Here is a 13,272-nt window from a genome sequence, read left to right as displayed (position 1 = left end):
GTGAAATTAATAATGTTGTTCTTTATTTTTTTTAGTTTTTCTTTGAAAGCCGAATTGACTTTGGAGGATGTTGAAGTTGATATTTTTAGAGAAGGGAAATTAAAGCAAGATGACGTAATGGACTTGTTGTTGTCAGACTCTCATGAGGACGAGAATTTATCTAACTACTTATTATCTTTAGTATATGGTTATGGACTTTATGGTGTAGAGAAAAATATTGAAAAGTCAGAATCTTACTTTTTGCCCTTGTTAGATTTGAAGTATAGAGATATTTTCTTTGTGGCTGGCACTTTTTGGTCTAACTCCAGTAATCCAGAAAAGTTTAAAAAAGGAGTGGTGTTGCTAGAGAGAGCTGCTGAGGAAGGGGATCTGGATGCATTATATAATCTATACTCTTTGTATGATCATGGGCGTTATAGTAACAAGAATAAACTTGGGGATATTCTGGCCAGAAACTATAATAAAGGGAGTAAGGAAATCGCACTGCAATACGGTAAGGTGATGATGGATGTGCTTATTGAGAAGCAAGATAAAATTAGAATGCTAAAAGTTTTGGATAATTTGAGCAGAATCAGCTTTAAAGGGCATGAAGGAGAGTACTATTATGTATTGGCCGGGTTTTATGGTTATTCGAATACACCGCTATACGATGAAGAAAAAAGAGATTACTACCTAATGCTCTCTTATGAAAATGGGTATGATGCTGCAGAAAAGTTATTGAAAGGAATGGGGATGCTACCAATTTTACCTGTTGATAAGTAAATTTAATAGATCCCGAATTCAACTCTGAAGTGCCAAGAATTAAGATGACATATATGGACGCTCCAGCGATGTCAGCGAGTAGGCCTGCGAGATAGCGAGTTGTCGTTATCTCGTTTGTTTTGTATCCGCTTTGCCATGCATGGTGTTTAGTCCAGTCTGCTATAAATGTGTTGCTCTGACAAGCAAAAACACCCAACTTAATCTGTTTTCGTTACGTGTATGGGAGCGGGAAAAATACGGACATCCTGCGTTATCCCTAGTGATTCAAGACGCCGAGCATAAATTAGGGAGCCGTTTTTTCCGAGCATATCGTGTAGGATGGAGGCATCACACATGGTGTTGTTATCAGGTTTGTATTTGGCGAAATCAATTGGATAAAACAATGCTGTTTTTGTCCAGTATATTGATTTTAAAGATAAATGCTTGGGTCTCAGGACGTGCGTTATAATCTCACTAAACACTGGAGTCTAAATGTTAAATTTAAAATTTTATTTGGTATCACTATTCATTTTTGTTGTTTCCTCAGCTGTAGCTGAAGAGGTAACGCCTACAGCGGTTGGCTGTGATACTGATTCAGGTATTTGTTTTGTTAAGCTAAAAGAACCATTTTCAAGTGGAACTTGTCCGAACAAGAGCCAACTGCGTATGGATCCCACTAAACCGGGCACCGAAGGACAGTTTTCTGTCGCTTTAGCCGCATTTATGGCGGGGAAAAAATTAGAAGTTGGCTCCGTTCGTTGTTTTCATGATTTCGTAGAGCCTTCAACGTTATATGTTATTCAATGAAGCTGCGCAGACACCCCGCGTTGTCTGTATCTGCTTTAGGTTCTATACGTGAGAGTACCGAGTCGTACAATGTAGATGATGCTGTAGGTGACTTTGCGCTTGAAATCGATACTATCGCTGAAAACAGTATTGAAATTGGCGCTATGATTACGGAGTTAAATGGTAAAGCTGTTACAGGTGAACTACAAACGCAATTTGAATCTGAAAGTGTTAGCCTGTCTGTTGTTTCCGGTGCAGTCGCTGATGTACACTCCCATAGCTCGTCTTTTTATCGTTTACTGAGCCCATCAGATATCCAGCAGACCACACGTAACACTTATATGACAGCGAGTGGCAGAATGATGGCTAAATCAGCACAACGACTACTAAGGTGCTTGTTACAAAAAGAAGTAAGGTAAGGCACCTACTACTAAATTTGATAAAGAAGCCATTTAGTTAGCTGAAAGGTTGGTTTCTTGTTGTTGTTAATGTGAATTTAAAGTTTTTTTAATGTTCCTTTTTAGGTATCATTGTACCGATAACTCTCAATAGGACATTATAATAATGAAATTCTCTACACTTGCACTCTCTGCTTTTTTCGTCACTTTCGCAGGACAGGCGGCGGCAAGCTGCAACAAATACAGCTGTGAAGGCGTGTCGAATGTCGTATTTTCTTCTGTGGTTGCGAATACAACGCAGGTAAAAGTGAAATTCCCTCAGGGCACCAATGCCACTTTGGCATGTAACCTTGACCAAGATGAAGCGGCGGCACTGAATAAAACCAGTGAGAATTACCGTAATATGCAGTCTATGCTACTCACTGCGGTTGCTGCTAACTTGCCCGTTAAGCTTACTTTTAATCAGGCCTCAGCCAGCTGCCAAATCGATGCAGTTGAAGTGAAGGTGGTTGAATAACATCACCGGCTTAATTGTCGATACGGCTATACCTATCTGCTCAATTCAGAGTACTGCATTCAGGCATTTGTGCGTAAGACTCGGTTAGTCTTTTTATAACACTGGTCATGGCTCAGGCGAGAAAAGTGCGCACTTTGTTCGCGCTAATTGCAGGGCGGCTTCAAATTGAATGTGTGCCAGTGCAGACAGGTATCAACGCGAGATAAAAATAAAAATCAAAGTGAGCAAACATGTTTAAGTACAAAGGAACTCTGGCCTTGATGCTAGGGGCTTTTAGTGTGTCGGGACAGGCCAGTCCGGTCACCCCCAGCAGTGATGTCTGGGGAGACAGCAACGGCCATCTCTATTATCAGCAGCCTGTTAAACAGGTGACCACGGCGGACGACGCCCCGGTCAGTATTCGTGTCCACAACGCCATGCCTTATGTGCGAGTGGTAGAAACGGCAAACGGATACAGACTGGAATATCTGTCAAAAAAAGATTTTACGGCACTGCGCAACGAACTGGATGTGATCGGTAAGCGTCTGCGCAGCGATTTTGACGGAGATGGTCAGCCCGATATTCTGATGCAGTCCGACCTTGGACATGAATTGCTCATTTCAAATGGCCAGGTGCGCCCTTACCGTATTGGCATTGACCTGCGTGACATCGGTACACAGATGCAGGTACGCGATGTGAACTATGATTTTCGTAGTGACTTTGTTAACCCGTCAGCCGAGCTGGTGCATTATGCTCAGGCGACGGGTCTGAGTTCGGCCATTAACACCAACGATTATGTGGGCTCACTGCCGGCAGAGAGTAACGTGTCACCCAGTGGTGAGTTTACTTATTCCATTCCCATCACAACGGGCGAATCAACGGGCGGACTGAAGCCATCAGTGTCGCTCAGTTATGCGTCTAACCCCAACAATGGTCATGTGGGCGTGGGGTTTGCGATTGGCGGGCTCAGTGCCATTACCCGCTGTGAGCAGAACATGGAAACCGACGGCAAGGCCGGGGCGGTCAACTTTGACACCAATGACCGCTTTTGTCTGGACGGTCAGCGCCTGATTGTGAAATCCGGTCAGACTTATGGTGCCAACAACACGGAATACCGTACCCGTCAGAACAGTGGTCAAAAAATCATTGCCCATACTTCCAGCACCAGCACAGGCCCGTATGCCTTCACGGTGACGGACGTAGAAGGCAATAAATATACCTATGGTAAGTACAGCAGCACCTCGGACGCTTTGATTAACGCAAGTCAGGGTAAGGCATTTACCTGGGCATTGAAGCGTGTTGAGGATGCCTCGGGCAACTACTATACGTATCACTACACCAAGGTCAGTGGCAGCCTGGAATATTACCCAACGGCGGTGAAGTACTCAGGCCACGGCACGGGCGGCACCCGCAATGAAATTCGCTTTATCTGGGAAGACCGTGTCGATAAGCACAAAGTTTCTTATCTGAAAGGAAACAAGGTTGGCCTGACCAAACGTCTGAAGCAAATCGATTCCTATTACTCAGGAAACCTGCTGCGTAAGTATAAGCTGACGTACAGCTATATCGGCACTGGCGTCACACAAAGTGCGCTGCAAAAAGTGCAGGCCTGCTCGTCGGACAACAGCTGTCTGTCACCCACTGTATTTAACTGGAAGACGCGCGGCAGCATTCGTCTGGGGTCAGACATTGGTCGTGATTACTCCAGAAACAGCCGTTATAAAGCGCACCAGTTTATGGACTTCAATGGGGATGGCCTGACGGATATCGCTTATGTGCGTAATGACCGCGGCAGCTCGTCAGATCATTTATACATGATCCCGAACACGGGCAGCGGGTTTGGCGATGAGCGCCGTTTTCATGATATTGCCACGAAAACTTTCCGCAAAACCTGGAAAGTGATTGACTATGACAAGGATGGCAAAGACGACATCCTGTATATGAAGGGCAGCAGCCAGTACTGGCAACTGATGCGTCATACGTCAGCAATGAACTTCACGTTTACACAACTGACCGGGATCAGTAAGCCGAGTTCGGACGACAACACGCGCTTTTTAGATATAGACGCGGATGGTTATCCGGAGCTGCTGCACTTTGTGGGCAACAAGCTGTCTTATCAGAAAGGCACCAAAAATGGCCTGGCCAGTGGGGCTGCAAAAGCGCTGAAGTTTAACTTGTCGGCCCCAAGTGGCTCAACGGCGACCATGATGTCGTATGATAAAGAAGACAACACCTTTCAGGCGATGGACTTTAATGGCGACGGTCGTGCTGATTTCTTAGCAAAAGTGCGAGTCAGTACCTATTACGATGATATTGATCCTCCATGTAGAAGGCCGCCATTTTGTGAAGATCCGAGGGGGATTGAACCGACGCCAATGGCGACCAGTAGCAGCCGTTTGACGGCGTCTTCAAGCCTGGCAGACCGATTTGGTGGCAAGGTGGAGCGCCTGAGCGGTGGTACAGTCGCTTCCAGCAGTGAGTCAGCGCCCATTACACCGGTTGATATGAGTCAGCTTAATCCGGTGAATATGGTGGGGGGCCCGGCAGCCACAGCATTATTGCAGGCGGAAAAGCAGGCGCAGCAGCAGGCCGCGCAGATGCAGTCGTTGAGCCGGACATCAGGCCCCATTACCACTCAGGGCTATCGTAACAGTTATTACTGGAAAATCCTGGTTTCAACCGGGAATGACACTTTCACAGAGCTTTATTCTTTAGGCAGTACCAGCTCGTATAAAGACATCCAGGCGGTTGAGCTCAATGGCGACGGTCTGGCAGATATTCTGTACCGTAACAGCAACAATGACTGGTATGCACGGATCAACACAGGCACAGGGTTTGCTGGCGGGATTAAGTTATTTAACTATGACAAGCCAAGCCTGAAAGTGTTTGATATCAATGGTGACGGGATCCCCGAGGTATACCGGGAAGATCATGGTGACCATTTTTACTTCTACAATGGAACAAACTTCACGTATCGCAAACTGACCACCCATGGGTCGAACTATGATTTTACGACCTTTATGGATGTCACCGGTGACGGTGCAGCGGACAAGTTGGTATTTCAGGGGCGTATGGGTCTGTATCAGAACTCGGATGCACCGACCAACCTGATCACATCGGTACGCGACGGGTTTGGTGCGTATACGACGGTGTCGTACTCGACGCTGAATAATCGCAATATCTATACACCACACAGCGATGCCCGCACCAAGAGCTGGGGCAATGGCCGTGTAACGGACATGAAGTCAGGAGCACGGGTTGTGAGTGCACTGATTAAAAATGGCGACACCATTAAATACAAGTACCATGGTGCGAAGGCGCAGGTGGGCCGTGGTATGCTGGGCTTCCGTCAGATAGAAGTAGAAAGCGTTAATGGCGGCACAAAGATAGTCACGACGTATCGTCAGGATGGCGACTATCGGGGTAGTCCGGAGCGGGTTCAGACGTATGTGCGTTATGGCAGTGATACGTCTTCCGGTGGTGGTTCAGGTGGCGGCTCTGGCGGTGGCTCAGGTGGCGGGCCTGTTGACCCGTGTGAAGTATTCCCTGAGACCTGTAACTGTCGCTGGGAAGCAGACCGAGCCTGTGAGTTACCAAGAATTGCGCCGATAGAGACATTCAGTGCAGCAGAAGGCTTTAATGGTGCGCTGGCGTCACCGGTACGTGCGGACAGCGCCCAGTTTGCGACTATGAGTACGGCGTCTGTCAACACCAGCATCTGGCGTCTGAAATCAGATATGACGTCGAGTTATGGTCGCAAGCAGGAAACAAGCTTTGTGACCGCCAACAGCACGAAACCTTACCTGGTGTATCCATCGACCACGATCACTAAAACTTATAATACGGATGTTAGCAGCCTGACGCTCATATCAACCAAAACCAAAACGGTGTCCTCAGTGGACCGTTTTGGTAATCCACTGAAGCAAAGTAGTGTGGTTGATACGAAAAACGGCTATGCGAAAACAGAGACAACAAATACTTATAGTGACAGCTACTATGGTGGCCGACTCACTAAAACGGTGGAAACCAAGCGTTATCTGAACCGTCTGAACGGCACAAATAAAGGGAACTATCAGAACACCCATACTTCCACTTTTGCGTATGACAGCAAAGGGCGATTGATCAAGTCTAACGCTGACAACGGAGCTGTCATAAATTATACCCTCAATGGATATGGGCTAGTTAGCAAGAAAACAGTCTCTAAATCAGGTTTGCCGACTAAAACGGTAGAAACTTTTTACGACAGTAACTATCGCCTGGTGACCGGTGAGAAAAACAGTCTGGGGCATCGCAGCACCATCGGATATGACAGCCTGGGTCGCAAGTCTTACACCCAGTCCACCAATGGTCAGCGTACTTACTATACTTACAATAAACTAGGTCGTCTGACAGGAGAGATTTCGACCCCGGCGAATAATACCAGTAAAAGCAGCTCGGTTGCGCTGAGCAGTAGTCAGAGTAAATACTGGTGCACCAGTGGCTGTGTCAGTGGCGCTGCCTATTACGAGGAAAATGTCTCGGAAAGTGGCCCAACCAGCCGACAGTATTTTGATAAGTACGGTCGTGTGCTGCGTGAGTCCAGTATGTCTCTGAGCGGCACATTTATCAATGTTGACTATGTGTACGATACAAAAGGGCGTAAGTACAAAGAGTCCATGCCGTATTTCCACGGTGGTACACCACTTTGGAATGTGTATAAATACGATAAGCAAAACCGGGTTGTGCAGGTCACTAAGGCCGATGGCTCTATCTGGAAAACCGAGTACAACGGTGAAAGTGTCACAACGATTAACCCGTCAAACCAGAAGCATACTCAGCTGAAAAATACGATGGGCTTGCTGGTCAAAGTCACAGATGCAAACAGCAAGTCAGCTTACTACGAGTATGATGAAAAGGGTAAGACGCGTCTTTTGACTGATCCTAAGGGCAATAAAATTCAGGTCAGTTTTGATAAGTATGGCAATAAAACCCGGGTTATCGATCCTGACAAGGGGACCATCAATTACAGCTATAATGCCTACCATCAGTTAACGCGCGAGTCAGATAGCAATGGTAATGTGATCACCTATCAGTACGATGTGCTGGGTCGGACGACAGAGGTGCAGCGCAAGCGAAATGGCACTAAGCTTGAGCACCATGTGGTCTACACATATGATTCTGGTGGTTACGCCAAGGGGAAAGTGTCAAGCTCCATAGATAAGGTCAGCGGCTTTACTGAGCGCTTTTATTACGATGCCTTTGGTCGCACCCGTGAAAAACACACGGTGATTGATGGCAGCACCTATAAGGAAATCTGGACGTATAACAACGCCGGTCAGCTATCTAAGGAAACGGATGCCTCGGGCAAGTCAGTGACGTATCACTATAATGCCCACAAGCACCTGAGTTACCTTAAAGACTTGCAGACTAACAGTACGGTCTGGCAGGCCACGGCGAGTGATGCCTTTGGTAATATCACCACTGAGAAGCTGGGCAGTCGTATTACCCGCACTAAAGTGTTTGATGAGAACACAGGCTTACTGACCAGTCTGAAGTCAACGGGTAACGGCACGTTACAGAACTGGACTTACAACTGGAGTAAGCTGGGCAACCTGAATTATCGTCAGGACCATACAATTGGTAAAAAAGAAACCTTTGGGTACGACAGCCTGAACCGGGTCACGAGCAGCGCGATTTCAGGGGGACCGAGCACCACCATCAACTACGATGAGCTGGGTAACATCACCTATAAAACGGGGGTGGGTCACTATCATTATCAGTCGAGTCGTCCGCATGCGGTGACCAAGGTTACGGGTGACAGAGCCAATACCTACCAGTACGATACGGCGGGTAATATGGTGAAAGACAACGCCCGTGAGCTGGTGTACAACACCTTCCATAAGCCGGTTTATATCAAAAAAGATGACTACTGGATGGAGTTTGCCTACTCAGGTTCGGGTAAGCGTTATAAGCGTACGGAGTTTGGCGGTGAAAAAGGCCTGCTGCTACCTCTCCTCCATGAGGACATCACGACCTTTATTCCAATCGCACAGGAAACCCGTTATGTGGGCAATGTGGAGTTCATTCGCTATGGCGGTCAGAGTACCTGGGTGAGCAAGCGCTATATTGCAGGCAAGGTGTTGATCACCACAGTGAACAACCAGGCGACCACACGCTTTATGCTGGACGACCATCTGGGTTCAACACATGTGATTGCGGATGCCAGTGGTAAGAAAGAGCAGGTGATGAGCTTTGATGTGTTTGGAGCACGCCGAAATGCAACCACCTGGGCGAGAGACTATAGCGACCAGAATAAGTTCACCAGCAAACTGACGTTACGAGGTTATACGGGTCATGAGCAAATGGATGAAGTGGGCCTGGTGCACATGGGCGGGCGTATTTACGACCCAATCCTGGGGCGCTTCTTACAGGCAGACCCTATGGTACAGGCGCCGGAGAATATTCAGAACCTGAACCGTTATTCGTATGTGGTAAATAACCCGCTGAATAAAACAGACCCCAGTGGTTATATCTTTGCGACGATAGCAATTTGGGCACTGAATGCGGCAATCACTCAAGGGATTATTACGGGTGTGACGGCGACTGTGCTCAGCGGGTTGCTGACAGCCTACTCATATTATGGTTACGCAAAGCTGGCGGTGGGTATTATCCAGGCAGCCAATCAGGGCGGTACGGCACTGGCGAACTTTGCGGGTGGCTGGGCCAAAGGGTTTGCAAAAGGTCAGGCAGTAACCTGTATGCTGAATATGGCCGCAGGTGGTGGTTGTGTTGACGGTCTTGAAACAAAGCAGCAGGGGAGTGCTGACACGGATGGTAATCCGAACCCACCAAAGCAAAGAGAGAATGAACAAACAACTGAAGTGAAAGAAACTCGCTCTGCGTCGTCTACTGGACCTGTAAAAGATCTAACGGAAGAGCAAGTAAACGACATTAATAAAACTCTGTCGGATTTGCAGTCTAAACTCGACAAGAAAAATAATTCTGGTGGCTTTAACACGGCAGAAGAAGTGGCTGAGTGGTTCCATGATAATGTCCACCCGCTCTCCGAAAAATACGATATGGAAATCGGCGCCGAGATATTTAAAAATGACATGGTTTACAATCCCAAGCTAGGACAAGTCGAAACTAAATTCTATGGTGGTTCTATAGTGACTGATTTTATGCATGACTCAGTGACTGTAAGTAATTCGACATTTGGTAACTTTAAACCAGTCTCTGACTGGCATTCTCATGGGTTTTCAAATGTCGGTTTTACAGCTGGGGCTGACACTTCAACAGTTACAAGTGGTAGTATGAGTTCCGTCTTTCTGAGCCGAGGACCTTCGGGCGGAGATGTTTCATTGTGGTCTTACAAGACTGGTGGTACGACAACTAAATTATGTGGTAATAAATGCAATTAACGATAATTCTTAAGGCACTTTGCCTAACCTTTTTACTGCTTGCTTGTGACTCAAGTGCTAGTAAGAACTATGGTAAAAAAGTAAGCTTTTTTGAACTGCTACCAAAGCCCTCTGTTTATGAAGGGCAGGTAATTTGGATTGAAGGTTATCTGTGGTTAGGCAAAGAGCATATGGGGAAAGGAAAGTTTGAACAAAAAGCTTACGTGTTTTACAACAAAGAAGCACTTGTGCACCGCCGTTTCTATGAAGCGGTAGAGTTAGAGTTTGAAGGTAATCAGTCCTTTGTGGAATATGCTAAATCTAATACTGAACGTTATGTTTATGCTGTGGGAACATTCAATGACATGAAACTGAGTAAACTGAATGTGCTGAAAATAAAATAAAGCACACTCAAACCAGAACAAGGACACTCTTCGAGTTCTTGTTCTGGTTTGTACTTCGGTGATGGAGCATTCCTGATACCTAAAGTAAGTTCCATTGGTTGTTTAAACTTGAATTCGTTGCAATTGGTCAATTTGGTTTAATGCATTTAAACAGAGCAGCCGACTTATCCGCTTGAGGACATTGAAGGTCCTTTAATCACCCAGGCAGTAAATAAGCCTGCACTGATAAACATAAACAAGCTGTAGATACTCGGTGCAATAGACATTACTTCATTTCCCAACAGACCTGTGGTCACCAGCAAAGCGAGCGTACCATTTTGCAGGCCAACCTCCAGAGTAATGGTGCGAGTCTGTGTAGTGCAGTGCAACAAAGTGTGCGCCACCACAAATCCGACGAGCATTGAAATCAGGTTTAAGGTGATAACTGAGGGCCCAGCCAGTACCAGATAGCTCACCAACTTATCGCCCAGTTTAAAACAGATGCTGATTATCACCAGAAGTAATACTGCGACTGAGAACCAGCTGGTATAGGGGCTGGCTGTTTTAGCAAAGCCGGGCCACCTGACATTAATCGCCATGCCAACCAAAACTGGCAGAACACCGACCACAATAAGCTGTAACCAGGCTTTAAAGATAGGAAACTCGATTAAGGTATTATTTTGGCCATAGTATCCGATTGCCCATGCGGCCAAAAATGGCAAACTAAATGGGGTGATAAATCCTATTACGGCAGTTAAAGACACCGACAGGCCTACATCTCCTTTGGCCAGGTATGAATAGAGGTTGGAGGTAGTTCCTCCCGGGCACAAAGCCAAAATAAATAAGCCAGTTGCCAGTTCCCCCGTTAACCCAGTGACTGCAATGACAGCCATTGCTAGCAAGGGAAGCAGGATCAACTGACACAGCGCGCCAATAAAAAAGCTCTTGGGCTGTAAATACACGCGCTGAAAGTCTGCTGGTTTCAGGCTGAGCCCCACGCCCGCCATAATAAATATCAGTGCGACAGGTAAGCCGATTTCAATTAATGCAGATGGCATGTCTTTGTCCTTGTTGCGCCCGGTTCGATTAATCTTAGCAAGCGTAACAGCACATGGTTACATTGATTTTTAAATCTTTGGCGTTGAGATATTTTGAAGTGAGGCAATGAGCCATTTTGAGCTTTGCTGGAAGCGGTTGGGGGTAGATATAGTAAAACGGCCAATCTGTTTTGCGCGAATTGGCCGTTTTTATACCGTCACTGGTGGGTGTTGCTTGTGTGTTTAACAACGCCACGGGTGCCGGGAAATATCATGTATATCGTTGCCGCCATGCAATTATTGAGACTCTTTAATCTCAAAACTGTAAATGGCTGCACCTTTTAGGAGCGAGGTATCGGTATATATGTTACCCACGTTCCCTTTTTGAAATTCCTGCCTGAGCGCGTCAAATTCACCCGAAAAGTTCAGAGCGGCCACATCCAGGTTTATCTCAATCCCCTCAACTGTAGTGATATTGGTATTTACACTGGTACCAAATTCGAAGTCGGGAATGACTGCCTTAGGTTTACTCATGACTTCCCATCGGACATTACCATTGACAGTGTCTTCCCACAGCAAGGTAATGGCGACCATGTTAACTCGCGGATCCACGCCCGAAAAATCATAGTCGAACAGGTTGCCACTGTTTTGCTCTGCCATAGACTGGGCAAATTGCTCAAATGCATTTTGAAAAGCGCTGTTGAAGAGCAAAGGCTCAGTGATGACTGGCTGACCGTCATCAGCAATGGTGTTTATAGCTGCCGATGAAGTGTACATATCAAAGCCCGGCAAAACGGTATGCTCAGTAATTGAGTTGTATGCATAGCTGGTGGTAGCAAGATCTGGGAAGATAAACTTATGTCGCAGGTAACGTTTTGTAATAATCTGAGTGCTGAGTTCCTCACTGTCATTGAATGATCTCAGAAATACACGGGATTTAGGGTAATTTTCGTTTGAGAATGGTAAAGCAGCAATATTTACCCTTACACCCTGGCTATTAAAGGCGTCATCGGTCAGTTCAAGCGGGCCGTCTCCTTCGAGATTAAACAAACCGCCACGCACATCACTGTAGTCTTCATTACTGATATGCAATATGGTGTTTTTACTTTCGGCACACAGCTCGACCGTTTTAGGATCGCGTAACGATATCTCCTCACTCACAAGGCCGCTGATATAGTAGTCTGGCTGACTGGCAGAAAGCGCGCTCAGATCTACGTTTTTCATTGCACAGTCACAGCTTGGCTTCAGGTCAAACTCAATGGTGCCATAATCCGTGTTGGTAACATCCAGCAGGGTATAAAGCTGTGTATCCAGTATCTGGCCACCAATAGCCTTGGTAACTAAAGAAACGTGATGTGTGTTTTCTGGTAGTGCTTGAGCGAGTTTGCCGTCTTCACCCGTTTTGGCACTGGCAATAACCTGGCCGCTGGCACTGTGGAAAATAACATCAGCAACAGTAGGGTTAGGTACAGCGCTGCAGTCGTTGATGAGTGTGGCTGCTACCGAAAACACGGGAGTTGGTTTTTCTGGCTCAGGCTTGGAAGTAGTAGTTGTGGTTTGTTGTTCTTTACTTGTAACTGGTTTATCGTTTGATGAACCACCACATGCACTGAGTGCCAGTGCGGCACTGGTAGCCAAACAGAGTGCTTTAAACTTCATATTTTCTCCAATTTATAAATAGTTATATCCGTACATATTAAAGCCAACAGCATTCTAACAGAGAGTGATGTCACTGTCTTGTGTACAAAAGGGCCAATGTGTGTTCGAAGTCGCTGGTTTATTTTTAAATGTAAGTGAAGGCAGAGCATGAAGCATGTGAAACAAAACAGACGGATTGCTATAAAAGCGCGATCTTCATTGCTTTTAACATTCGCCGCATGCACCCGTGTTCACACAAGTTATGCTTTGCTCAGGTGTTGTTGCACGGCCTACCGAGAGGTAATTACGTATTCATACCAATTTCACTGAATACCTGTTCAATTTGAAGGAGCAAATATGACGCTAACTGTGTTAAAAATTTCTCATTTAGAATAACTAAATAGCAAAATTTTT

8 protein-coding genes are annotated in these 13,272 nt (G+C 46.2%); 6 read left to right on the top strand and 2 right to left on the bottom strand.

From position 1 onward, the window contains the following. The 6 genes from C3B51_RS14335 to C3B51_RS14310 all read left to right on the top strand — a co-directional run bounded on the left by C3B51_RS14335 (position 1) and on the right by C3B51_RS14310 (position 10,204). Positions 1-762 carry a sel1 repeat family protein gene (locus C3B51_RS14335; RefSeq protein ID WP_130245479.1) on the top strand — a complete coding sequence of 254 codons (762 nt, stop codon included), beginning with the start codon at positions 1-3 and terminating at the stop codon, positions 760-762. 471 nt (positions 763-1,233) lie between these two features. Beyond that, on the top strand, positions 1,234-1,548 hold the full coding sequence (locus tag C3B51_RS14330; protein WP_130245478.1) for a hypothetical protein: 315 nt from the start codon (positions 1,234-1,236) through the stop codon (positions 1,546-1,548). After that, positions 1,545-1,946, top strand: a complete 402-nt coding sequence (locus C3B51_RS14325) for a hypothetical protein (RefSeq protein ID WP_130245477.1) — start codon at positions 1,545-1,547, stop codon at positions 1,944-1,946. The genes C3B51_RS14330 and C3B51_RS14325 overlap by 4 nt, the downstream gene beginning before the upstream one ends. 145 nt (positions 1,947-2,091) lie before the next feature. Beyond that, entirely contained in the window at positions 2,092-2,442 is a 351-nt protein-coding gene (locus tag C3B51_RS14320; protein ID WP_125717236.1) for a hypothetical protein, read from the top strand. 230 nt (positions 2,443-2,672) lie between these two features. Further along, positions 2,673-9,821 carry an FG-GAP-like repeat-containing protein gene (locus C3B51_RS14315; RefSeq protein WP_130245476.1) on the top strand — a complete coding sequence of 2,383 codons (7,149 nt, stop codon included), beginning with the start codon at positions 2,673-2,675 and terminating at the stop codon, positions 9,819-9,821. Next, positions 9,812-10,204: a hypothetical protein gene (locus C3B51_RS14310; protein WP_125717234.1), complete on the top strand. Its 393-nt coding sequence runs from the start codon at positions 9,812-9,814 to the stop codon at positions 10,202-10,204. The genes C3B51_RS14315 and C3B51_RS14310 overlap by 10 nt, the downstream gene beginning before the upstream one ends. A gap of 164 nt (positions 10,205-10,368) precedes the next feature. On the opposite strand, the gene C3B51_RS14305 is transcribed toward C3B51_RS14310, so the two are convergent. Both C3B51_RS14305 and C3B51_RS14300 read right to left on the bottom strand, forming a co-directional pair. Continuing rightward, positions 10,369-11,241, bottom strand: coding sequence for a bile acid:sodium symporter family protein (locus tag C3B51_RS14305; protein ID WP_130245475.1), 873 nt, complete (start codon positions 11,239-11,241; stop codon positions 10,369-10,371). 276 nt (positions 11,242-11,517) lie between these two features. After that, the gene (locus C3B51_RS14300) at positions 11,518-12,879 is read right to left on the bottom strand and encodes a hypothetical protein (protein ID WP_130245474.1); all 1,362 of its coding nucleotides are present in this window, start codon (positions 12,877-12,879) and stop codon (positions 11,518-11,520) included. Positions 12,880-13,272 lie beyond the last annotated feature (393 nt).

The organism is Pseudoalteromonas rubra (assembly GCF_004212645.1).
Taxonomy (GTDB): domain Bacteria; phylum Pseudomonadota; class Gammaproteobacteria; order Enterobacterales; family Alteromonadaceae; genus Pseudoalteromonas; species Pseudoalteromonas rubra_G.
Note: the sequence above shows the minus strand (reverse complement) of the source record. Positions and strands in the feature narration are given on the sequence as shown.

Coding starts and splice junctions, on each gene's coding strand:
- C3B51_RS14330 (WP_130245478.1), top strand. CDS start 1,234: ATGTTAAATTTAAAATTTTATTTGGTATCACTATTCATTTTTGTTGTT.
- C3B51_RS14325 (WP_130245477.1), top strand. CDS start 1,545: ATGAAGCTGCGCAGACACCCCGCGTTGTCTGTATCTGCTTTAGGTTCT.
- C3B51_RS14320 (WP_125717236.1), top strand. CDS start 2,092: ATGAAATTCTCTACACTTGCACTCTCTGCTTTTTTCGTCACTTTCGCA.
- C3B51_RS14315 (WP_130245476.1), top strand. CDS start 2,673: ATGTTTAAGTACAAAGGAACTCTGGCCTTGATGCTAGGGGCTTTTAGT.
- C3B51_RS14310 (WP_125717234.1), top strand. CDS start 9,812: ATGCAATTAACGATAATTCTTAAGGCACTTTGCCTAACCTTTTTACTG.
- C3B51_RS14305 (WP_130245475.1), bottom strand. CDS start 11,241: ATGCCATCTGCATTAATTGAAATCGGCTTACCTGTCGCACTGATATTT.
- C3B51_RS14300 (WP_130245474.1), bottom strand. CDS start 12,879: ATGAAGTTTAAAGCACTCTGTTTGGCTACCAGTGCCGCACTGGCACTC.